We start from the raw sequence: 20,049 nt of genomic DNA, 5'->3' as shown, positions 1-20,049 counted from the left end.
TTTTGCTCTCTCAGCAAAGAACCTTGCCGTTTTCGGGACGGATGGATTCCACTGGGTGGATGGAGGATCAGCCGACCGTCGGCGCGGTGATCGAGCAGATCGGGCCGCGATTGCGCCGGGCCAGGGACAAGCGCGATGTCAGCCTGGCCGCGCTCGCCCGCGCCACCGGCGTCTCGACGAGCACGCTGTCACGGCTGGAATCGGGGCAGCGCAAGCCGAGTCTCGAACTGCTGCTGCCGATTACGACGGCGCTGGGCATCGGCCTCGACGAGATCGTCGCGGCGCCACGCGTCGTCGATCCCCGGGTGGCGCCGGAGTCCACCGACAACGGCGGCCGGACGCTGATCCCGCTGTCCCGTCATCCCGGAAAGCCACGGGCCTACAAGATGGTCATCCCCGCCCGCGACGCCGAACCGTTCCCGCGCGCCCACGACGGCCACGAGTGGCTGTACGTACTGCGTGGACGGCTGCGGGTCCGGCTCGGTGACCACGATTTCGTCATGGGCGCGGGTGAGGCGGCCGAGTTCGACTGCCGGATCCCGCACTGGTTCGGCGCGGCCGGCCGCGGCAGTGTCGAGATCCTGAGTCTGTTCGGCGCGCACGGCGAGCGCATCCACGTCAGAGCGAGTACCCCCGGCGGGCTCAGCGCGGTTGGCAGGTCGGGCACCAGAAGAGGTTTCGCCCGTCCATGACGCCGTGCGCGATCGGGGTCGCGCACACCCGGCAGGGCTCGCCCTGGCGGCGGTAGACGTAGGTGCGCGGCCGGTCCTGGGCGTAGGACGGTGCGCCCGTGTCGTGTTCGGGCCGCACGACGTGCATGCGGCCGGTGGCCACACCGACCGGCATCAGCGCGACGAGGTCGGCCCACAGCGCGTCCCATTCGGCGGCGCTCACCGAGGTGCCGGGGCGGAACGGCGAGATGCCGTGCCGGAAGAGCACTTCCGCGCGGTAGACGTTGCCGACGCCGGCGATCAGCGCCTGATCCATCAGCAGCGCGCCGATCGCCCGGCGGGAGCGGCGGATCCGCGCGCCCGCGCGTTCGTGGTCGGCGTCGGGCCGCAGCGGATCGGCGCCGAGGCGGGCGGTCAGTGCGTCGACCTCGGGCGGCAACAGCACCTCGCAGGCGGTCGGCCCGCGCAGGTCGGTGCCGAAATCGGTGGCGGCGCCGAGCATCCGCATCCGCACCTGACCGACCGGTGCCGCCATCGGCAGCTCGGCCTCGCTGAAGGTGCCGTACAACCCGAGGTGCACGTGCACCGTCAGCCCGGACGCGTAGTGGTGCAGCAGGTGCTTGCCGACCGCCTCGGCCGACTCGAGCACCTGCCCGTCCACCATCGCCGCGCCCTCGGCGAAACGCCCCTGCGGGCTCGAAACCCGCACGGCGCCACCGGCGAACCGTTCCTGATGCAGGCGGGCGATGCGATGAAGGGTGTGCCCCTCAGGCAAGAAACACACCTTCCTCGATCTCGATCAACTCACGGTCGGGCGGGTGGCCCTCAGTACGCGGGGACCGCGGGGGCTTCGCCGGACTTCTCGTAGTCGGCGAGGATGTCGATGCGGCGCTGGTGGCGCGGCTCTTCCGACCACGCCTGGGCGAGGAACGCGTCGACGATGGCCAGCGCCTCGGCGGTGGTGTGCATGCGGCCGCCGATGCCGATCAGCTGGGCGTTGTTGTGTTCGCGGGCCAGCTTGGCGGTCTCGACGCTCCAGGCCAGGGCGCAGCGGGCGCCGGGGACCTTGTTGGCGGCGATCTGCTCGCCGTTGCCGCTGCCACCGAAGACCAGGCCGAGCGAGCCCGGATCGGCGACAGTGCGGCGGGCCGCCTCGATGCAGAAGGCGGGGTAGTCGTCGAGGGCGTCGTACTCGAGAGCACCACAGTCGACGACGTCGTGTCCGGCCTCCTGCAGATGGGCCTTGACGTGATTCTTCAGTTCGAAACCGGCATGGTCGGCACCCAGGTAAACGCGCATGGCTGCGATTGTGTCAGGCCCGCTTAGAGTCGTTTCATGCACCCGCACGAACCGCTTCAGCCGCCTTCGGCAGGTCCCCCACCGGGGCATTCCGGCCCACCCGCCGAGTCGGCACCGTCGCTCGACAAGACCACCGGCGACACCCCCGTTCCACCCCCGCACCCCGGCTCCGCGTCGTCTCCGTGGGCCCAGCCAGTCCCGCCGACCAGCGGTTTCCCGGCCCAACCGTACGCGCCCGCGCCCCAGTACCCCGGCCCGTATCCCCCGGTGCCGCAGGCCGGTTACCACCCGCCCGGCGGTCCGCCGATCCCGCCGCGGCATCAGCCGCGCGGGCTGTCTCCATACGGGATGCCGGCCCGGCATTCGTGGGAGATCCCGCTGCTGGTGGTCGTCATCATGTTCACGACGGTGGCGTATCTGCTCGTGGCGCTGATCCTGCTGGTCGAGTTCTTCGCCGAGCCGGTGCTCGACGACAAGGGACAGCCGGTCGACAGCGGTTCGATCCTGACCAGTCCGTATGTGCTGCTGCTGGTGTTCGCGCCGGTGCTGCTGTGGATGGGTCGTGGTCTCAACTACGCGACCCAGCGGATCAACGGCGTGAAGATGTCGCCGACGCAGTTCCCCGAGGGCTACCGGATGGTGCAGGAGGCGGCCGCGCGGTTCGGCATGAGCAAGGTGCCCGACGCCTATGTCGTGCTCGGCAACGGCCAGATCAACGCGTTCGCCTCCGGACACGGGTTCCGCCGGTTCGTCGTGGTCTACAGCGACCTGTTCGAAATCGGCGGCACCGCCCGCGATCCCGACGCGCTGGCCTTCATCATCGGCCACGAGGTGGGCCATATCGCCGCGGGGCACGTGTCGTATTGGCGCCAGCTCGGCATGTTCGTCGCGCCGTGGCTGCCGATCCTGGGGTCCTCGCTGATCCGGGCCCAGGAGTACACCGCGGACAACCACGGATTCTGTAATCGGTATCAGGGCGCGCCCGGCGCGATGGGGACGCTGGCCGCGGGCAAGTACCTCAACGCGCAGGTCGGTTTCGACGAGATGGCCGATCGGGCCGCGATCGAGAAGGGCGGGTTCGTCTGGCTGATCAACGCCATGTCCAGCCATCCGGTCCTCACCTGGCGGATGTGGGCACTGCGCGACCGCAGCAGACACGGTCCGATGTTCCTGCGCCCGAGCGCGCCCCATCCCGGCGCGATCCCACCGCCGGGCGGCTATCCACCGATCACCGCGCCGCGCGCGCTCCCGCCGAAGCCGGTGTGAGCACGGCGGGGTGCCGGACCGAGGAGTCCGGCACCCCGTTCGTCGCTCAGTCGAAGACCGGGTCCTCGGTCCGCGTGCGCTTGAGCTCGAAGAAGTGCGGGTACGAGGCCAGCGCGACCACGCCGTCCCACACCCGGCCCGCGTCCTCGCCGCGCGGAATGCGCGAGAGCACGGGACCGAAGAACGCCACGCCGTTGACGTGGATGGTCGGGGTACCCACATCGGGGCCGACCTTGTCCATGCCCGCGTGGTGACTCGCGCGCAGCGCCTCGTCGAAGTCGGTGCTGGTCGCGGCCTCGGCGAGCTCGGCGGGGAGATCCAGCTCGGCCAGCGCGTCGGCGACGACCGCGGCCAGGCTCTCGGCGACGGAGTCGCGCTGGTACTCGTCCTTGCGCTCGTGGATGCGGGTGCCCAGCGCGGTGTAGAGCGGCAACAGGATCTCGTCGCCGGACTTCTCGGCGGCGGCGACGGCGACCCGGACCGGTCCCCAGCCCGCGGCCATCAGGTCGACGTAGCGCTCGGGCAGGTCGTCCTTGCCCTCGTTGAGCACCGACAGACTCATCACGTGGAAGCGTGCCTCGATGTCGCGCACCTTCTCCACTTCGAGGATCCAGCGGGACGTGATCCAGCACCAGGGGCACAACGGATCGAACCAGAAATCGACGACGTCCTTCGTGGCCTGATCGCTCACGATTTTCCTCTCGGGTCAGCTCGGCGGGGCGACGCGCCCACCGGTTGGTGCAACCCCGCGACGACCGGAATCGTTCCCGTGCGCCATCGCGCGCACTAGGCTCGAGGCGAGGGAGTCCGGTCGTCCGCGAGAAGGAGTCCGTTCATGAGCTCGAATCAGCATTTCGTCGTCATCGGCGGCGGACTCGGTGCAGCCAAGCTGGCCGAGGCTCTGCGCGCCAACGACTTCGACGGCCGGGTCACCGTGCTCGCCGCCGAGGAGGAGCTGCCCTACGAGCGGCCCCCACTGTCCAAACAGCATCTGGCCGGCACCCAGCAGCTGCCCGATTTCACCGTCGACCAGGGATCCTGGTACCGCGATCACCACATCGACCTGCGGCTGGGCACCACCGCGACGGCCTTCGATCCGGCCGCCCACACTGTGACGCTGCCCGACGGCTCCACGTTGACCTACGACAAGCTGGCGCTGGCCACCGGCTCACGTCCACGCATGCTGCCCATCCCCGGTGCCGCCGCGCCGAATGTGTACACGCTGCGCACGATCGGGGATTCGGAGGTGATCGCCGAGCTGCTGCGCTCGCACCGCAAACTGGTGATCATCGGCGCGGGGTGGATCGGGCTCGAGGTCGCCGCCCAGGCGCGCGCCAGGCAGGTCGACGTCACCGTGCTCGAGTCGGCCGAGTTGCCGCTGGTCGGCGTGCTCGGTCCGGAGATGGGCGCGTTCTACGCCGAGCTGCATCGCTCGCACGGGGTCGACCTGCGGACCGGTACCACCGTCGAGATGATCCTGACCGAGGACGGCGTGGCGACCGGCGTGCAGCTCGGTGACGGCACCGTGGTGCCCGCCGAGGCGGTGCTGGTCGCGGTGGGCGCGGCACCCAATATCGAGGGCGCCCTGGCGGCGGGGCTCGCGACGAACGGCGGTGTGGTGGTCGACGCGGCGCTGCGCACCAGCGACCCGGACGTGGTCGCCGTCGGCGACATCGCCGAGCAGCAGCATCCGGTGCTGAACCGGCCCGTCCGGGTGGAGCACTGGGCCACCGCGCTCAATCAGCCCGCCGTGGCGGCGCTGACCATGCTGGGCAAGCCCGCCTCCTATGACCGGCTCCCGTACTTCTTCAGCGATCAGTACGACGTCGGCATGGAGTACACCGGCTATGTCGGCCGCGATGACGACGTGCGCGTGGTGGTGCGCGGGGACCAGGCCGAACGCGAGTTCGTGACGTTCTGGCTGGACCCGCAGAACCGGGTCGTGGCGGGCATGAATGTCAACGTCTGGGACGTGACCGAGCGAATCAAGCAGCTGATCCTGGCGGGCGAGCCGGTCGATCCGGAGCGGCTGGCCGACCCCGACATTCCACTGTGATCCAGTTCACATCACAGGCCGGAGCCGACGTGTCGAACAGCGCGCGCCGGCTCCGACCATGTCTCGAGCGCGCCCGCCGGGCGCCCGCGACCCCAGGAGCTATGCGATGAAGTACATGCTGGTCAAGACCTACGCCGACGCCGCCTACTGCAGCACCCCGCTGCCCGAGTGGGCGCCCGAGGACATCGCCGCCCACATCGATTTCCAGCGGGCGCTGGGCGAACAGCTCGCCGCCGCGGGCGAACTCGTCGAGGCCCAGGGCTTGGCCGGACCGGATCAGGCGCTGATCGTGGTCTCCGACGGCCGCTCGGCGCCGGTGGTCACCGACGGCCCGTTCCCCGAGACCAAGGAGTTCCTGGCCGGCTACTGGGTCGTCGACGTCGACTCGCGCGAGCGCGCGATCGAGATCGCCGCGCAGGCCTCGGCCGCGCCCGGGCCCGGCGGCAAGCCGATCGGCGAGTACATCGAGGTGCGCCAGGTCATGAGCGCGCCCGCGGAGTGAGCACGACGCCCCGCATCGAGGACCTGCTGCGCGAACTCGCCCCGCAGGTACTCGGTGTTCTCGTCCGCCGGTTCGGCGATTTCGACCTGGCCGAGGATGCCGTGCAGGACGCGCTGCTGGCCGCGGCGACCCAATGGCGGACCGAGGGACTACCGGAGCATCCGCGCGGCTGGCTGATCCAGGTCGCCCAGCGCCGGATGGCCGACGCGGTACGCGCCGAGGTCGCGCGGCGGCGCAGGGAGACCACGGTGTTCGTGCGCGAGGTGCCGGTCGAGGCGAGCGGCCGCGACGACACCCTCGACATGTACTTCCTGTGCTGCCACCCCGATCTGCCGCCCGCCGGCGCGATCGCGCTGACCTTGCGCGCCGTCGGCGGCCTGAGCACCGCCGAGATCGCCGCCGCCTTCCTGGTCCCGGAAGCGACCATGGCGCAACGCATCTCCCGCGCGAAGAAGCGCCTGGCCGAATCGGAGCGTCCGTTCGCCGACGGCGCGCAGGACAGCGCGCGGCTGAGCGCGGTGCTGCAGGTGCTGTACGTGATCTTCACCGAGGGTCACACCAGCAGCGCGGGCGCGGGGCTGCGCCGCGGCGACCTCTCCGCCGAGGCGATCCGGCTGACCCGCGCGCTGCGGGCCCTGCTGCCCGAGAACACCGAGGTCACCGGCCTGCTCGCCTTGATGCTGCTCACCGATGCCCGCCGGGCCACGCGCTCGGGTCCGCACGGCGAACTGGTCCCGCTGCACGAGCAGGATCGCACCCGCTGGGATCGCGCCCAGATCACCGAGGGCCTGCGCCTGCTCACCGCGACGATGTCCACCGGGCTCACCGGGAACTACCAACTCCAGGCCGCGGTCGCGGGCCTGCACGCCCAGGCCGCGCGCGTCCAGGACACCGATTGGGCCCGGATCCTGGTGCTCTACACCATGATCGAACGGGCGAACCCGAATCCGATGGTCACCCTGAACCGGGCGGTGGCGACCGCCATGGTGCACGGCCCGGCCGCCGGGCTCGCGGTCGCCGACACGGTGGCCGAGCCGCTGGCCCGCTCCCACCGGCTCGCCGCGGTACGCGGGCACCTGCACGAGATGGCGGGCGAGGACGCCGCCGCCGTCGCGCAGTATCAGCTGGCCGCGAAGCAGACGGCGAGCGTGCCGGAGCGCGACTACCTGCTGTTGCGCGCCGCCCGCGTGCGGTCGGGCGCGGCGGGCGCGCCGCAGCGGCCTGCGGAAACCACGCCCGCCCACTGAGCGTCGGCCCGGGCGGGGAAGCCCGGCGGGCTCGCGCCGAGATCCGGCCTCGCTTGGCCGTGGTCGGCTAGCCCGACTGCTCGAGGTTGGCGATCATGTGCGCGAGAGTGTCGGTGAACGCGGCGAATTCGGCCGCGGTAATCCCCTCGGCCAGTTGTCCACGGATGGCGCCCACCGACCGGGCGGCGGACTCGTGCGCCGCCCGACCGACGTCGGTGGCCGCCCACCGACCGCTGTCCGCGCGGGCGATCCAGCCCCGCGTGGCCAGTGCGGTGGTGACATCGGTGATCGACTCGTCGGCGGAGTCCCAGAACGGACGCAACGCGTCGACCGGATCGGCGCCGGGGTCCCGGACGATCGTGGTGAGCGTCTGCCATTCCCGACGCGACATCCCGACACTGTCCACCGCCCGATCGAAGGTCGCTTCGATGAGTCGGTCCAGGCGTTTGACCTGATAGCCGATCAATCTGCGCTCGGTCATCGTCCACCTTTCATGTCTATCAACAATTACATGTCCTATTGCATGTATATGTTCAAAAGGTAGCATGAGCCCGTGGACGAGGTCGAGCGGATCGAACGGGCGATGATCACCATCCGGCGGCGGCAGACCCGGCGCACCCTGGCGGCGGACGCGCCGAGCGGCCAAGCCTTCGACGTGCTCGATGTCGTCGAGGACGCGACCGCCCCGACGGTGTCCACGGTGGCCGCAGCCCTGGCCGTCGACCAGCCCCGCGCCAGCAAGCTCGTCGCGGCCGCCGTGACCGCGGGCTACCTGCGCCGCGCCGCCGACCAGTCCGACGGCAGACGCTCACTGCTGGTGCTCACCGAGCAGGGCCGGGACCTGCTCGACCGCGCGCACGAGCGCCGCCGCGGCGCCTTCGACCGCGCGATGACCGGCTGGCCGGATGCCGACCGCGCCGAGTTCGCCCGCCTGCTCGGCCGGTTCGTCGACGGCCTCGACTGACCGCGCGGATGGCAGACTCTGGTTCGTGACGGAGGTATTCAGCGCGGGCGTCCTGGTCTATCGGCACGGCGCGGACGGGATCGAGGTGCTGCTCGGACACCTGGGCGGCCCGCTGTGGGCGAAGAAGGACGCCTCGGCGTGGTCGATCCCCAAGGGCGAGTACGTCCCCGAGGAGGAATCGGCGCGCGTGGCCGCGGCCAGGGAGTTCACCGAGGAGCTCGGCCTGCCGGTGCCCGAAGGCGAATGGACCGCGCTCGGCGAGGTGCGATACGGCAGCGGGAGCCGGCGCAAGACCGTCACCGCGTGGGCCGTCGAGGGCGATCTGGATCCGGCCGACGTGGTCCCGGGAACGTTCGAGATGGAGTGGCCGCCGCGCTCGGGCCGCCGCGCCGAGTTCCCCGAGATCGACCGGGCGGCCTGGTTCGATCCGGCCACCGCGCTGGACAAACTCGGAAAAGGTCAGCGCCCCTTCCTCACCCGGCTGACCGAGCTGATCGGCTGACCTCGCGTGCCCCGGGCGTTCACGGACGCGGAGTAGATTGCGGTCATGCCCAGCGACCTGCAGCTGAAGATCATGAACGCCGGTCACCGCGCCCTGCTCACGCTCACCGGCGGCCGGGTCGGCAACCGCATCTTCGGGATGCCGTCCCTCGAGCTGACCACGATCGGCCGCAAATCCGGCACGCCGCGCAAGGTGATGCTGACCGCGCCGGTCGTCGACGGTGACACCATCGTCGTGGTCGCCTCCCGCGGCGGCGATCCGACCCACCCGGCCTGGTATCTCAACCTGCGCGACAACCCCGACGTCGAGGTGTCGCTGCAGACCGGCCCGACCCGCCCGATGACGGCCCACATCGCCACCCCCGAAGAACGGGCGACACTGTGGCCCCGGGTCGTCGCGGGCTACCGGGGCTACGGCGACTACCAGACCAAGACCGACCGGGAGATCCCGCTGGTCCTCCTGACCCCGCGCACCTGATCAGACCAGGGCGGCCCGGAACTCCGTCGGGCTGCTGCCGCGCGAGCGCTTGAACGCGGCGCTGAACCCGAAGGCGTCGGAGTAGCCGACACTGGTCGCCACCTGAGCGACGCTGCGCGCGGGATCGGCGAGCAGTTCCTCGGCCTCGGCCATCCGCCATTCGGTCAGATACGTCAGCGGCGGTTCGCCGATCACCTCGGTGAACCGCTTGGCGAACAACGCCCGTGACACCGCGGCCTCGGCGGCCAGGCTCGCGACCGTCCAGCGCTGGAACGGTTTGGCGTGGATGGCTTCCAGTGCCGGACCGACCACCGGGTCGGCCATCCCGCGATACCAGGCGGGCGCGCAGTGCTGCTGTTCGGCGAGCCAGGTGCGCAGGTTGCAGACCAGCGCCCAGTCCAGCAGGCGGTCCATCATGGCCTGCGAGCCCGCGCTGTGCCGGACGGCCTCGGCGGCGGAATCCTCGAGCCAGGCGCACACATCGCTGTCGGCGGCGACCACCATCACCGGCGGCAGGGCGCGCAACAGCCGCTCGTGTCGCCTGCCCGAGGCGCGATAGGCTCCCACGATCATCGAGGTCTCCTCCGGGGCACCGGTTTCGCCGACCTCCTCGATCAATTCCTGTGTGGCACAGCTCAGATCGGCCGGTCCGAAGCCGTTCGGCACGAAGCAGGACAGTTCGTATTCCACCGGTGGGCGATCGTCGGCGGTGTCGATGTCGATGAGCCGGAACGGTTCTGCGGCCTGCACCACCGCCGTGTCGCCCGCGACGAGGCGGGTGCGCGAACCGTCGGCGAGCACCAGGGTGCCGCCACCGCGCAGGACGCACACCATGATCAGCGGCGCCCGGTCGGCGAAGTGGATCGTCCACGGCGCGCGCAGGACGGCGTGGGCCAGGACCGAGCCGTCGGCACGGATGCCACTCAGCAGTGAACTCAACGGATCCATGCCACCAGCGTAGACGAACTCCTATCAACCCGAGATGATCACCCATAGATCGTCCACGCGAATCGCGGTTGACTCGAAGACACGGGGCGCACCGCCCCACACCACGATCGAACAGGGAGCCCACCGTGTCGCAGTCGCCCATCACCACCGTGCCGACCGGCCCGACCACCACCGGGTCGCAGCAGTCCGAATCGGACACTCGCACAGCGCTTGTCGTGCTCGCCCACCACCGCGCCGACTCGCTGTCGGCCCATATCGCGCGCCGCGCGGCCGACCGGCTCACCGCCGCCGGGTACACGATCGACTTCCTGGATCTGCACGCCGAGAACTTCGACCCGCGAATGACCGTGGCAGACCAGCCCGACTGGGGCGACCGCGACAAGCGGTACTCCCCCGGGACCGAGGCGCACATGCGGCGGCTACTGACCGCCGAGGTGGTGGTCGTGGTGTTCCCGGTCTACTGGCAGAGCGTGCCCGCGACGCTCAAGGGCTGGATCGACAGCGTCTGGAACTACGGATTCGCCTACGGCCGCAGCAAGCCGCGCCTGGCGGGCAAGCGCATCCTGTGGCTGGGCCTGGCGGGTGCGACCGCGGGCGACGAGATCCTGCCCGGCATGCAGCAGTTGCTGGAAGCCCAGCTCAGCGCGGGTCTGGCCTACTACAGCGGTTTCGCCGACTCTCGCGTCGGTCTGCTTCCCGACGCCGAGGATCAGCCGCAGAGCCTGGACGCCGAAGGCAACCTGATCATCGGCGAGGCGATCAGCGGCGATGCCCGCATCGCGCACTACGCCGCGTTCGAGGCGACCGCCGAGGGCTTCGTCGACGATTTCCTGGCCGCGCAGCTGGTGAACGCCTGAGGACCGGCGATCGCGCGGTGACCGGCCCGGTCACCGCGCGATCGCGCCCGACGGCGGTCTCCCACGGCGGCTAGATGCCGGGAAGTGCGCGCAGCAGGACACCGAAGAGTTCGGTGGGCGTGCCGGATTCGGCGGCCGCCTTGTCGATGGTGCCGAGTGCGCCCGCGGTGAATTCGGCGCTCTGCTCCGGGACGTAGTTCTCCGGGTCGTCGATGCCGGGGGCGTACTGCGCGAGCATGGTCGTCATCGCCTGCAGGAACGGCGCCATCAGCGTGGCCAGGTGCGCCGCGGTGCCACCGGTGGTGCGTACCATCTTGCCGCCCTGCTGGAAGCCGGCGAACATCGAGTACATGCCGCCCAGGATCGCCAGGTCGTACATCGCCGCGGCGCCGAAATCCGCGCCGACGAACTCGGCGCGGCCGAACAGCTCCAGCACGGCGCGGAACCGCTCGAAGGCCGCGGTCGCGCCGCTGTAGAGCACGAACGCCGCCGGTCCGCCGATCATCGACGGCACGGCCATGACGCCGCCGTCGATCAGGTCGACTTCGTTGGCCAGCGCCCACGCGCCCAGCGACCGTGCCTGCTCCGGCGTGGTGGTGGTCAGGTTCACCACGGTGCGACCGCGCAGTCGCGCCGCGGCGGGCTCGACGTGTTCACGCACCGCCGGGTCGTCGAGCACGCACAGGATCACCAGATCGGCCGCCGCCATCGCCTCGGCGGAGGTCGCCGCGAGCACCGCGCCCTCGGCCACCAGCGCCTCGGCCCGCGCCGCGGTGCGGTTCCACACCGTCACCTGGTGGCCGCCGGCGAGCAGCGCCCGCGCCAGCGCCGTGCCCATCGCGCCGAGACCGAGCACCGAAACCCGCTGTGCCGTCGCCGAGTTGGTCATGTTTCCCCTTGGTTCGGAGTTCTGGTTGCCGGTCGGCAACGCACTCCTAGATTCGCCGGTAGCGCTACACTGCACAAGTACCGACTATCAAGTCCAATACTCACCAAAAAGTAAGTAAGGCGAGCATGAAGCAGCGAGAGCGTCCGTATTCCTGCGGTATCGATGCCGCGCTCGATGTCGTCGGCGGCAAGTGGAAGGCGCTGATCCTGTGGGCGTTGTCCACCGGCACCCAGCGTTTCGGCGACCTGAAGCGACTGGTCCCCGGGGTGACCGAGAAGATGCTGATCCAGCAGCTGCGCGAACTCGAGCACGACGGCATCGTCCACCGCGAGGTCTACGCGCAGGTGCCACCGAAGGTGGAGTACTCCCTCACCGAGCTCGGGGTCTCACTCAATGCGGCGCTGGTGACGCTCGGCGCGTGGGGCACCGAGCATATGGACCACATCTGCGAGGTCAAAGGCGTTCTCGCGCCGGTGCACTGACGCCCCACGATCGCGAAGAGAGGGGGCGCGACGCCCGTTCACCGACGGGCGTCGCGGAAACCTCAGGACTGGATGCCACTCCAGGTCTTGCCGGTGATGCGCTCGTAGGCCTCTTCGTACTTGCGCCGGGTCGCCTCGACCACGTCGGCGGGGATCTCCGGGCCCGGGTACTCCTTGTTCCAGCCCGTGGAGGTCGACCAGTCGCGCACGAACTGCTTGTCGAAGGAGCGCTGGGCGCGGCCCGGCTCCCACTCGTCGGCGGGCCAGAAACGCGAGGAGTCGGAGGTGAGCACCTCGTCGCCGAGGGTGAGAACGTCACCGTCCCAGCCGAATTCGACCTTGGTGTCGGCGACGATCACACCCGCCTTCGCCGCGTGCTCGGCACCGCGCGAGTAGATCTCGAGGGTGAGATCGCGCAGCCGCTCGGCCACCTCGCGACCCTCCTGGTTCACCACGTCGGCGAAGCTGATCGCCTCGTCGTGCCCCTCGGCAGCCTTGGTGGAGGGGGTGAAGATCGGCTCGGGCAGCTTGTCGCCGTCCCGCAGCCCCGGCGGCAGCGCGATACCGGACACGGTGCCCGACTGCTGGTACTCCTTGAGCCCCGACCCGGTCAGGTACCCGCGCGCGATGCACTCGACCTGGACCATCTTCAGCGGCTTGACCCGGATACCGCGCCCGGCGAACTCGGCGGGCACGTCGGTGGCCGAGACCACGTGGTTGGGAATGCCGGTGAAGTACTCGAACCACCAGTTCGACAGCTGCGTCAGCAGCGCGCCCTTCTCCGGAATCGGCGTCGGCAGCACGACGTCGTAGACCGAGACGCGGTCCGACGCGACGAGCAGCAGGGTGTCGCCGTCCTCGTAGAGGTCACGAACTTTCCCGGCGTGCACATGCTTCAACGTCGAGCCTCCGAATCCTGGGTGGGCGTACATCCTCGGTATGCAAGGACTGTACCGGCCACCCCCGGCACCGAATCCGACCTGGTCACCACGACGCGAGGGCGGTCACATTCCGATGCGGCGCGCTCTCACCCAGGCCGCGACGGCGGTCGCCGACGTGTGCCCAGCCTGGCCGTAGCCGCGCCGCGATGACGGTCGCCGGTGCGCAGCCGGACCAGCCGCGGTCGGCGGGGTTGCCGCTCAGGCGGTCGCGCGCTCGCCATCGGCGACGCGGAACGTGCGGCGGTAGGCCAGCGGGGCGACGCCGACGGCGACCTGGAAGTGCTGGCGGAGCGAGGTGCCCGTCGCGAAGCCGACGCGGCTCGCGATCTGCTCGACCGACAGATCGCTGGCCTCGAGCAGGAGCCTGGCCCTGGCGACGCGTTGCTGGGTGAGCCAGCGACCCGGACTCGTCCCCACTTCATCGACGAAGCGGCGCGCGAAGGTGCGCTGACTCATTCGCGCGTGCCCGGCCAGTTCCGCCATGGTCAGCGGAAGCTCGAGGTGTTCGAGCGCCCAGTGCCTGGTCGCGGCGGTGCTGGCCATCGCGGGATCGGGGACGGGCTGGTCGATGTACTGCGCCTGACCGCCCTCGCGCCACGGCGGCACCACGCAGCGGCGCGCCACGTGGTTGGCCACCGCGCTGCCGTGGTCGGCGCGCACGATGTGCAGGCACAGGTCGACGCCGGAGGCCGCGCCCGCCGAGGTCAGGACGTCGCCGTCGTCGACGAACAGCACGTCCGGGTCGAGCCGGACCCGGGGGAAGTGCCTGCGGAACGAGTCGGCCATGCGCCAGTGCGTGGTCGCGGGCCGCCCGTCCAGCAAACCCGCCGCCGCCAGGACGAACGCTCCGGTGCAGATCGACACGATCCGGGTGCCGGGCCGGATCCGCGCCAGCGCGCCCAGGGTCACCTCGCCGAGCCCGTGCAACGCCTCGGTGATGTCGGAGGCCGGAATCACCACCGTGTCGGCGGTCGCCAGCAGCTCGGGACCGTGCTCGACGGCGATCCGGAAGTCGGCGCAGGTCCGCACCGGCCGCCCGTCGGCCGAGCAGGTGAGTACCTCGTAGCGGTCGTCGAGGGTGCCGAAGATCCGCTGGGGCGTACCGAGTTCGAACGGGTAGACGCCGTCGAGCGCCAGGACCACCACGCGATGCATGGCACGATTCTATCGGAGGATGACAATCTTGCCATTTTCTCGCCGGGTCGCACCCGGCACCGTTGACCCCATGACCGACACCATGCGCGCCATCAGCCAGGACTCCCTCGGCGGACCCGAGGTCCTGCACGAGGTCGAACTCCCCCGCCCCCTCCCCGGTCCGAGCCAGCTGCTCGTCCGGGTGCACGCGGCCGGCCTCAACCCGACCGACTGGAAACATCGCGCGATCCCCGGATTGTTCCTGCCCGCACCGCCGTTCGTCCTCGGCTGGGACGTCTCCGGTGTCGTCGAGGCGGTCGGCTTCGGCGTCACCCTGTTCGCGCCCGGCGACGAGGTGTTCGGGATGCTGCCCTATCCGCACGGGCACGGTTCGCTGGCCGAGTACGTCGTCGGGCCCGCGCGCGCCTTCGCCCGCAAGCCCGCGGGGATCGACCACATCGTGGCCGGGGCGACCCCACTGGCCGCGCTCACCGCCTGGCAGGCGCTGGTCGACACCGCGAATCTCGAGGCGGGCCAGCGGGTGCTGATCCACGCGGCCGCGGGCGGGGTCGGCCACCTCGCGGTGCAGATTGCGAAGTCGCGGGGCGCGTATGTCATCGGGACGGCGAGCGCGCCCAAGCACGAGCACCTGCGCGCGCTGGGCGCCGACGAACTGATCGACTACCGGGAGGTCGATTTCGCGCAGGTCGTGCGCGACGTCGATGTGGTGCTCGACACGCTCGGCGAGGAGAACTCCCACCGGTCGCTGCCCACGCTGCGACCCGGCGGCCTGCTCGTCACCATCCGGGCCGGCGCCCAGGACGACCTGCGGGCCGCGGCCGCCGAGCGGGGCGTCCGGTTCGCCGCGCTGCTCGTGGAGGCCGATCACGCGGGCATGAACGCGGTCGCCGACCTGCTCGCCGCCGGCACCATCCGCCCGACCATCGCCGGGGTGTTCCCGCGGGCCGAGGCGGCGAAGGCGCACGCGATCGGCGAGACGGATCGGACGCTCGGGAAACTCGTCGTCACGATGCGCTGACCGGGCCCGCGCCGCCACCGGTGCGTGGCGGCGCCGCCGGTGCGCGCGGGCGGCGCTGCATCGGCGGGAAACTCGTGAGCGACGCCGCACGGCAAGTGGCATTGTGGACGCTGATGTGCGCACCGGTGCGAACCGGAACGCGCGAGAAGTGCCGTGTTCGTCGACGACGAAGGAGATCTATGTCCGCCCCGAATCTCACCCGCGACCAGGCGGTCGAACGCGCCGCGACGGTGGCCGTGCAGAACTATCGGATCGAACTCGACCTCACCGACCAGCCGCGCAGCGCGGGTTCGGAAGTGTCGGACACCTTCGGTTCGAAGACCACCGTCACCTTCACCGCCACCCCCGGCGCGAGCACCTTCATCGACCTGGTGGCCGCGCGGGTGCGCTCGGCCGTCCTCAACGGCACCCCGCTCGATGTGAGCGACTACGACGAGTCGACCGGCATCGCGCTGCCCGAGCTGGCCGCGACCAACGAACTCGTCGTCGAGGCCGACTGCGAGTACTCGCACACCGGCGAGGGCCTGCACCGCTTCGTCGATCCGGCCGACGACAACGTCTACCTGTACTCGCAGTTCGAGACCGCCGACGCCAAGCGGATGTTCGCCTGCTTCGACCAGCCCGACCTCAAGGCCACCTTCGACATCGTCGCCACCGCGCCCGGTGACTGGAAGGTCGTCTCCAACGGCGCCACCGCCGAGGAGCACAAGGTCGGCGCGGTCGTGCGGCACACCTTCGTGACCACCCCGAAGATGAGCACCTACCTGGTCGCCATGATCGCCGGCCCGTACGCGCGGTGGACCGACACCTACACCGACAGCCACGGCGAGATCCCGCTCGGCCTGTTCTGCCGCGCCTCGCTGGCCGAGCACATGGACGCCGAGCGCCTGTTCACCGAGACCAAGCAGGGTTTCGCCTTCTACCACGACAACTTCGGCGTGCCGTACGCCTTCGGCAAGTACGACCAGCTGTTCGTGCCGGAGTTCAACGCGGGCGCGATGGAGAACGCGGGCGCGGTCACCTTCCTCGAGGACTACGTCTTCCGGTCCAAGGTCACGCGCGCGTCCTACGAGCGCCGCGCCGAGACGGTGCTGCACGAGATGGCGCACATGTGGTTCGGTGACCTGGTCACCATGAAGTGGTGGGACGACCTGTGGCTCAACGAGTCTTTCGCCACCTTCGCCTCGGTGTTGTGCCAGGCCGAGGCCACCGAATACACCAGCGCCTGGACCACGTTCGCGAATGTGGAGAAGTCCTGGGCCTATCGCCAGGACCAGCTGCCCTCGACCCACCCGATCGCCGCCGACATCCCCGACCTGCATGCGGTGGAGGTCAACTTCGACGGCATCACCTACGCCAAGGGCGCTTCGGTGCTCAAGCAGCTCGTCGCCTATGTCGGCCTGCAGCCGTTCCTGGCCGGTCTGCGTGACTACTTCGCCGAACATGCCTACGGCAACGCCACTTTCGACGATCTGCTGGCCGCGCTGGAGAAGGCGTCGGGCCGTGACCTGTCGAGCTGGGGCGCGCAGTGGCTCAAGACCACCGGCCTCAACATCCTGCGTCCCGACTTCCTCGTCGCGCCGGACGGCACGTTCTCGAGCTTCGCCGTGGTGCAGGAGGGCGCCGAGCCCGGCGCCGGCGAGCACCGCGTGCACCGGATCGCGGTCGGCGTCTACGACGATGTCGACGGCAAGCTGGTGCGCACCCACCGCGCCGAGCTCGACCTCGACGCGACCGGACGCACCGAGGTACCCGAGCTGGCGGGCGTGGCACGCGGAAAACTGGTGCTGGTCAACGACGACGACCTCACCTACTGCTCGCTGCGTCTGGATCCCGATTCGCTCGACGTGGTCGTGCAGCGCATCGGGGACATCGCCGACTCGCTGCCGCGCACGCTGGCCTGGTCGGCGGCCTGGGAGATGACCCGTCAGGCCGAGATGAAGGCCCGCGACTTCGTCGCGCTGGTGCAGCGCGGGATCGGCGCGGAGTCCGAGATCGGCGTGGTGCAGCGCCTGCTCATGCAGGCCGCCACCGCCCTCTCCAGCTACGCCGAACCGGGATGGGCCGACCAGGAGGGTTGGCCCGGCTTCGCCGACCGGCTGCTCGAGCTGGCCGGTGCCGCCGAGGCGGGCTCGGATCACCAGCTGGCCTTCGTCAACGCGCTCACCGCGGCCGAGCTCGCACCGCGCCACACCGAGGTGCTGGCCCAGTTGCTCGACGGTGATCCGGCCGCGGCCGGTCTGGCAGGGCTGACCGTCGACACGGATCTGCGCTGGCGCATCGTCACCGCCCTGGCGGCGGCGGGCCGGATCGACGCCGACGGGATCGACGCGCCGACCATCGACGCCGAGCTGGCGGGCGATCCGACCGCGGCGGGCAAGCGCCAGGCCGCGGCGGCGGCCACCGCGCGCCCGATCGCCGAGGTGAAGGCGCAGGCCTGGAACACCGTGATGGGTGACGATTCGGTGCCCAACATCACCGCCCGCGCCATCGTCGGCGGCTTCGCGCCCGCCGGTCAGGGCGCATTGCTCGCGCCGTATGTGGACAAGTACTTCGCCGAGATCCCGGCGGTGTGGGAGCGCCGGTCGAGCGAGGTCGCCCAGACCGTCGTCGTCGGCCTGTACCCGCACTGGGCGATCAGCGAGGACGCGGTCGCCAAGGCCGACGAGTTCCTGGCGGGCGATCACCCGCCCGCCCTGTACCGCCTGGTGTCCGAGGGCCGGGCCGGCATCGAACGTTCGCTGCGCGCCAGGGAGTTCGACGCCAAGTAAGCCGGACCACCCGATGGCCCCGATCCCCCGCGGCGGATCGGGGCCATCGGCCGTTCTGCCCGCCGCCTCACGTCCCGTTGCGCTTGTGCGGCGCAGCGATTTTCGGCCACCCCGCTCTACTACGTGAAGTAGTATTCAATTCGGGGGAATTCCTCCCTGTCGACCTCGAGGGAGAAGCGGGATGGAAACTGTCGTCGTCGAACGCGTGATCGCGGCACCGATCGAGCAGGTCTTCGACTGGTGCGCCGACACCACCAACTATGAGCGCTCGCGCTGGGTGCTCCGCGACAAGCTCATCACTCCGGGGCAGGGCGCGCCCTACGGTGTCGGAGCGATCCGCCGGCACACCTGGCTGATCGGCCACTTCCACGAGCGGATCACCCGTTACGACGCACCGCGCTCGTTCGACTACGTGGTCGATCGGAGCTTCCCGCCCGCGCGACACGAGGGCGGTACCCTGACCTTCACCGCCACACCCGGCGGCACGCGGGTCGTCTGGACCACGACCTCGGAGGTCAGCGTCCCGCTGCTGGGCGGACCGGTGACCCGCCTCCTCGCCAAGCCGCTCATCGGCCGGGTCTTCGGGCAGATCCTCGACACCTGTGCCGAGGAACTCGCCGCGACACCCGCGGGCTGACTCACCGGGACGGACCGAGGCGGCGTGCGCCGATCCCGTGGATTCGCTCGCTGCTGTGAGCAGATCCGCTGGGGGCAGCAAAAGGCGCGAAACACGGTGCGGGCGAGGCACCGTGGGGACATGGCACACGACGACAAGACCCCGATGTTCAGCTGGCGGGCGCGCGAACAGCTGTTCGGGCGCCGAATCCTGGTACTGGACGGCGCGCTCGACGACGACAACGGCACCCTGCTGATCACCCAGCTCCTCACCCTGGCCGCGCAGGGCCCCGAGGCGCCGATCTCGCTGTGGATCCACTCCCCCGGCGGCTCGGTGCCCTCGATGCTCGCCATCCGCGACGTGATGCGGCTGGTCCCGTGCGAGGTCTCCACCCTCGCCCTCGGCTTGGCGTGCAGCGCCGGGCAGTTCCTGCTGTCCTCCGGCGCGCCCGGCCGCCGGTTCGCGCTACCGCACGCCCGCATCCTCATGCACCAGGGCTCGGCCGGAATCGGCGGCAGCGCCGTCGAAGTCGAGGTGCAGGCCGACGATCTGCGCTACACCGTCGACACCGTGCTCGGCCTGATCGCCGCCGACACCGGCCAGCCCTTCGATCGCGTCTACGAGGACTCCCTGCACGACCGCTGGTTCACCGCCACCCAGGCGAAGGAATACGGCTTCATCGACCACATCGTCGAATCCTTCGACCAGGTCATCCCCAACCGTCACCGCATCGGCATCACCGCGTGAGACACGCTCTCGCAGAGGAGAACCCATGACCAGCTATACGATTCCCAATGTCGTGTCCCAGCATCGCGGCGGTGAGCGGATCACCGATATCTACTCGCACCTGCTCAGCGAACGGATCGTCTATCTCGGGACACCCATCGATTCCGGGGTCGCCAACGCGCTCATCGCCCAGCTGCTGCACCTGGAATCCGACAGCCCCGGCCAGCCGATCAGCCTGTACATCAACTGCGAGGGCGGCGATCTGTCCGCCATGCTCGCCGTCTACGACACGATGAGTTTCATCAAGGCGCCCGTGCACACCACCTGTGTCGGCCAGGCCATCGCGGTCGGCGCGGTATTGCTGGCGGGGGGCGCGGCGGGGCATCGCGCGATGCTGCCGCACACCCGGATCGTGTTGCACCAGCCCGCGACTCGCGGTCAGGGCACCATTCCGGATCTGATCCTGCAGGCCGACGAGATCGTCCGGATGCGCGCGGCGATCGAGGCGATCCTGTCCAAGCACACCGGGCAGTCCCCGGAGACCCTGCGGCGCGACACCGACCGCGACCGCGTGTTCACCGCCGCGACCGCGCTCGAGTACGGCCTGGTCGACCGCGTACTGCACGAGCGGGAGTGATCGCCGGGCTGTGCGCCCGCGGGGA

General features: G+C 70.3%; 23 protein-coding genes. 15 read left to right on the top strand and 8 right to left on the bottom strand.

What is annotated here, in order from left to right:
• Positions 1-59: 59 nt before the first annotated feature.
• Positions 60-692 carry an XRE family transcriptional regulator gene (locus tag ACIO52_RS16555; RefSeq protein ID WP_316573860.1) on the top strand — a complete coding sequence of 211 codons (633 nt, stop codon included), beginning with the start codon at positions 60-62 and terminating at the stop codon, positions 690-692.
• Here the strand turns inward: ACIO52_RS16555 and ACIO52_RS16550 are convergent.
• Positions 643-1,446, bottom strand: coding sequence for an Fpg/Nei family DNA glycosylase (locus ACIO52_RS16550; RefSeq protein WP_218721490.1), 804 nt, complete (start codon positions 1,444-1,446; stop codon positions 643-645). The two genes, ACIO52_RS16555 and ACIO52_RS16550, sit on opposite strands and share 50 nt — an antisense overlap.
• 50 nt (positions 1,447-1,496) lie before the next feature.
• The gene (locus ACIO52_RS16545) at positions 1,497-1,970 is read right to left on the bottom strand and encodes a ribose-5-phosphate isomerase (protein WP_019045753.1); all 474 of its coding nucleotides are present in this window, start codon (positions 1,968-1,970) and stop codon (positions 1,497-1,499) included.
• Between the two features lie 36 nt (positions 1,971-2,006).
• On the opposite strand from ACIO52_RS16545, the gene ACIO52_RS16540 reads away from it, so the two are divergent.
• Positions 2,007-3,236, top strand: coding sequence for a M48 family metallopeptidase (locus ACIO52_RS16540; RefSeq protein ID WP_255588607.1), 1,230 nt, complete (start codon positions 2,007-2,009; stop codon positions 3,234-3,236).
• A 46-nt stretch (positions 3,237-3,282) separates the two neighbouring features.
• Here ACIO52_RS16540 and ACIO52_RS16535 read toward each other — a convergent pair whose 3' ends face one another.
• Positions 3,283-3,927: a disulfide bond formation protein DsbA gene (locus tag ACIO52_RS16535; protein WP_316573858.1), complete on the bottom strand. Its 645-nt coding sequence runs from the start codon at positions 3,925-3,927 to the stop codon at positions 3,283-3,285.
• A 144-nt stretch (positions 3,928-4,071) separates the two neighbouring features.
• Here ACIO52_RS16535 and ACIO52_RS16530 point away from each other — a divergent pair, with 144 nt between their 5' ends.
• The 3 genes from ACIO52_RS16530 (at position 4,072) to ACIO52_RS16520 (ending at position 7,041) form a co-directional block, all read left to right on the top strand.
• The gene (locus ACIO52_RS16530; RefSeq protein WP_316573857.1) at positions 4,072-5,292 is read left to right on the top strand and encodes an FAD-dependent oxidoreductase; all 1,221 of its coding nucleotides are present in this window, start codon (positions 4,072-4,074) and stop codon (positions 5,290-5,292) included.
• Positions 5,293-5,398: 106 nt separating this feature from the next.
• Entirely contained in the window at positions 5,399-5,794 is a 396-nt protein-coding gene (locus ACIO52_RS16525) for a YciI family protein (RefSeq protein ID WP_218721493.1), read from the top strand.
• Positions 5,791-7,041 (top strand): RNA polymerase sigma factor, encoded by a 1,251-nt coding sequence (locus tag ACIO52_RS16520; protein ID WP_402644688.1) that lies wholly within the window; start codon positions 5,791-5,793, stop codon positions 7,039-7,041. The genes ACIO52_RS16525 and ACIO52_RS16520 overlap by 4 nt, the downstream gene beginning before the upstream one ends.
• Before the next feature lie 67 nt (positions 7,042-7,108).
• Here ACIO52_RS16520 and ACIO52_RS16515 read toward each other — a convergent pair whose 3' ends face one another.
• The gene (locus ACIO52_RS16515; RefSeq protein WP_218721495.1) at positions 7,109-7,522 is read right to left on the bottom strand and encodes a MarR family winged helix-turn-helix transcriptional regulator; all 414 of its coding nucleotides are present in this window, start codon (positions 7,520-7,522) and stop codon (positions 7,109-7,111) included.
• Positions 7,523-7,594: 72 nt separating this feature from the next.
• Here ACIO52_RS16515 and ACIO52_RS16510 point away from each other — a divergent pair, with 72 nt between their 5' ends.
• From ACIO52_RS16510 to ACIO52_RS16500, 3 genes are read left to right on the top strand one after another with little or no spacing between them, the layout of a single operon-like run.
• On the top strand, positions 7,595-8,005 hold the full coding sequence (locus tag ACIO52_RS16510) for a MarR family winged helix-turn-helix transcriptional regulator (protein ID WP_218721496.1): 411 nt from the start codon (positions 7,595-7,597) through the stop codon (positions 8,003-8,005).
• 25 nt (positions 8,006-8,030) lie between these two features.
• Positions 8,031-8,507, top strand: a complete 477-nt coding sequence (locus ACIO52_RS16505) for an NUDIX domain-containing protein (protein WP_402644684.1) — start codon at positions 8,031-8,033, stop codon at positions 8,505-8,507.
• 45 nt (positions 8,508-8,552) lie between these two features.
• Positions 8,553-8,984: a nitroreductase family deazaflavin-dependent oxidoreductase gene (locus ACIO52_RS16500; RefSeq protein ID WP_218721498.1), complete on the top strand. Its 432-nt coding sequence runs from the start codon at positions 8,553-8,555 to the stop codon at positions 8,982-8,984.
• Here the strand turns inward: ACIO52_RS16500 and ACIO52_RS16495 are convergent, their stop codons facing one another.
• Complete coding sequence (locus ACIO52_RS16495) at positions 8,985-9,932, bottom strand: AraC family transcriptional regulator (protein WP_402644681.1); 948 nt, start codon at positions 9,930-9,932, stop codon at positions 8,985-8,987.
• A gap of 125 nt (positions 9,933-10,057) precedes the next feature.
• Here ACIO52_RS16495 and ACIO52_RS16490 point away from each other — a divergent pair, with 125 nt between their 5' ends.
• Positions 10,058-10,789 (top strand): NAD(P)H-dependent oxidoreductase, encoded by a 732-nt coding sequence (locus ACIO52_RS16490; RefSeq protein WP_316573853.1) that lies wholly within the window; start codon positions 10,058-10,060, stop codon positions 10,787-10,789.
• Positions 10,790-10,859: 70 nt separating this feature from the next.
• Here the strand turns inward: ACIO52_RS16490 and ACIO52_RS16485 are convergent, their stop codons facing one another.
• Positions 10,860-11,753 carry an NAD(P)-dependent oxidoreductase gene (locus ACIO52_RS16485; protein WP_402644678.1) on the bottom strand — a complete coding sequence of 298 codons (894 nt, stop codon included), beginning with the start codon at positions 11,751-11,753 and terminating at the stop codon, positions 10,860-10,862.
• Between the two features lie 50 nt (positions 11,754-11,803).
• Here ACIO52_RS16485 and ACIO52_RS16480 point away from each other — a divergent pair, with 50 nt between their 5' ends.
• On the top strand, positions 11,804-12,160 hold the full coding sequence (locus ACIO52_RS16480) for a helix-turn-helix domain-containing protein (protein WP_218721501.1): 357 nt from the start codon (positions 11,804-11,806) through the stop codon (positions 12,158-12,160).
• 62 nt (positions 12,161-12,222) lie between these two features.
• On the opposite strand, the gene ACIO52_RS16475 is transcribed toward ACIO52_RS16480, so the two are convergent.
• Both ACIO52_RS16475 and ACIO52_RS16470 read right to left on the bottom strand, forming a co-directional pair.
• Positions 12,223-13,092 carry a phosphoribosylaminoimidazolesuccinocarboxamide synthase gene (locus tag ACIO52_RS16475; protein ID WP_402644675.1) on the bottom strand — a complete coding sequence of 290 codons (870 nt, stop codon included), beginning with the start codon at positions 13,090-13,092 and terminating at the stop codon, positions 12,223-12,225.
• A gap of 207 nt (positions 13,093-13,299) precedes the next feature.
• A complete protein-coding gene (locus ACIO52_RS16470) occupies positions 13,300-14,256 on the bottom strand; it encodes a helix-turn-helix domain-containing protein (protein WP_316573851.1) in 957 nt (318 codons plus the stop codon).
• 70 nt (positions 14,257-14,326) lie between these two features.
• Here ACIO52_RS16470 and ACIO52_RS16465 point away from each other — a divergent pair, with 70 nt between their 5' ends.
• From ACIO52_RS16465 to ACIO52_RS16445, 5 genes are all read left to right on the top strand, one after another.
• Entirely contained in the window at positions 14,327-15,274 is a 948-nt protein-coding gene (locus tag ACIO52_RS16465) for an NADP-dependent oxidoreductase (RefSeq protein WP_402644671.1), read from the top strand.
• A gap of 179 nt (positions 15,275-15,453) precedes the next feature.
• Positions 15,454-18,045: an aminopeptidase N gene (gene pepN / locus ACIO52_RS16460; RefSeq protein ID WP_402644668.1), complete on the top strand. Its 2,592-nt coding sequence runs from the start codon at positions 15,454-15,456 to the stop codon at positions 18,043-18,045.
• Between the two features lie 181 nt (positions 18,046-18,226).
• On the top strand, positions 18,227-18,682 hold the full coding sequence (locus ACIO52_RS16455; RefSeq protein WP_316573848.1) for an SRPBCC family protein: 456 nt from the start codon (positions 18,227-18,229) through the stop codon (positions 18,680-18,682).
• Between the two features lie 120 nt (positions 18,683-18,802).
• Positions 18,803-19,408: a ClpP family protease gene (locus tag ACIO52_RS16450; RefSeq protein ID WP_218721507.1), complete on the top strand. Its 606-nt coding sequence runs from the start codon at positions 18,803-18,805 to the stop codon at positions 19,406-19,408.
• 25 nt (positions 19,409-19,433) lie between these two features.
• On the top strand, positions 19,434-20,024 hold the full coding sequence (locus ACIO52_RS16445) for a ClpP family protease (protein ID WP_402644664.1): 591 nt from the start codon (positions 19,434-19,436) through the stop codon (positions 20,022-20,024).
• The last annotated feature ends 25 nt before the right edge of the window (positions 20,025-20,049 follow it).

Origin of the sequence: Nocardia sp. NPDC087230 (genome assembly GCF_044744725.1) — a bacterium.
In the GTDB taxonomy this organism is placed as follows: Bacteria; Actinomycetota; Actinomycetes; order Mycobacteriales; family Mycobacteriaceae; genus Nocardia; species Nocardia canadensis.
The sequence above is the reverse complement of the archived record's forward strand: the minus strand, read 5'-3'. Positions and strand labels throughout refer to the sequence as shown.

What these genes read in the sequence shown, in the direction of transcription:
- ACIO52_RS16540 (WP_255588607.1), top strand. Translation starts at nt 2,007, where the DNA reads ATGCACCCGCACGAACCGCTTCAGCCGCCTTCGGCAGGTCCCCCACCG.
- ACIO52_RS16530 (WP_316573857.1), top strand. Translation starts at nt 4,072, where the DNA reads ATGAGCTCGAATCAGCATTTCGTCGTCATCGGCGGCGGACTCGGTGCA.
- pepN (WP_402644668.1), top strand. Translation starts at nt 15,454, where the DNA reads ATGTCCGCCCCGAATCTCACCCGCGACCAGGCGGTCGAACGCGCCGCG.
- ACIO52_RS16500 (WP_218721498.1), top strand. Translation starts at nt 8,553, where the DNA reads ATGCCCAGCGACCTGCAGCTGAAGATCATGAACGCCGGTCACCGCGCC.
- ACIO52_RS16555 (WP_316573860.1), top strand. Translation starts at nt 60, where the DNA reads ATGGAGGATCAGCCGACCGTCGGCGCGGTGATCGAGCAGATCGGGCCG.
- ACIO52_RS16525 (WP_218721493.1), top strand. Translation starts at nt 5,399, where the DNA reads ATGAAGTACATGCTGGTCAAGACCTACGCCGACGCCGCCTACTGCAGC.
- ACIO52_RS16455 (WP_316573848.1), top strand. Translation starts at nt 18,227, where the DNA reads ATGGAAACTGTCGTCGTCGAACGCGTGATCGCGGCACCGATCGAGCAG.
- ACIO52_RS16475 (WP_402644675.1), bottom strand. Translation starts at nt 13,092, where the DNA reads ATGTACGCCCACCCAGGATTCGGAGGCTCGACGTTGAAGCATGTGCAC.
- ACIO52_RS16450 (WP_218721507.1), top strand. Translation starts at nt 18,803, where the DNA reads ATGGCACACGACGACAAGACCCCGATGTTCAGCTGGCGGGCGCGCGAA.
- ACIO52_RS16445 (WP_402644664.1), top strand. Translation starts at nt 19,434, where the DNA reads ATGACCAGCTATACGATTCCCAATGTCGTGTCCCAGCATCGCGGCGGT.
- ACIO52_RS16470 (WP_316573851.1), bottom strand. Translation starts at nt 14,256, where the DNA reads ATGCATCGCGTGGTGGTCCTGGCGCTCGACGGCGTCTACCCGTTCGAA.
- ACIO52_RS16495 (WP_402644681.1), bottom strand. Translation starts at nt 9,932, where the DNA reads ATGGATCCGTTGAGTTCACTGCTGAGTGGCATCCGTGCCGACGGCTCG.
- ACIO52_RS16465 (WP_402644671.1), top strand. Translation starts at nt 14,327, where the DNA reads ATGACCGACACCATGCGCGCCATCAGCCAGGACTCCCTCGGCGGACCC.
- ACIO52_RS16545 (WP_019045753.1), bottom strand. Translation starts at nt 1,970, where the DNA reads ATGCGCGTTTACCTGGGTGCCGACCATGCCGGTTTCGAACTGAAGAAT.
- ACIO52_RS16480 (WP_218721501.1), top strand. Translation starts at nt 11,804, where the DNA reads ATGAAGCAGCGAGAGCGTCCGTATTCCTGCGGTATCGATGCCGCGCTC.
- ACIO52_RS16515 (WP_218721495.1), bottom strand. Translation starts at nt 7,522, where the DNA reads ATGACCGAGCGCAGATTGATCGGCTATCAGGTCAAACGCCTGGACCGA.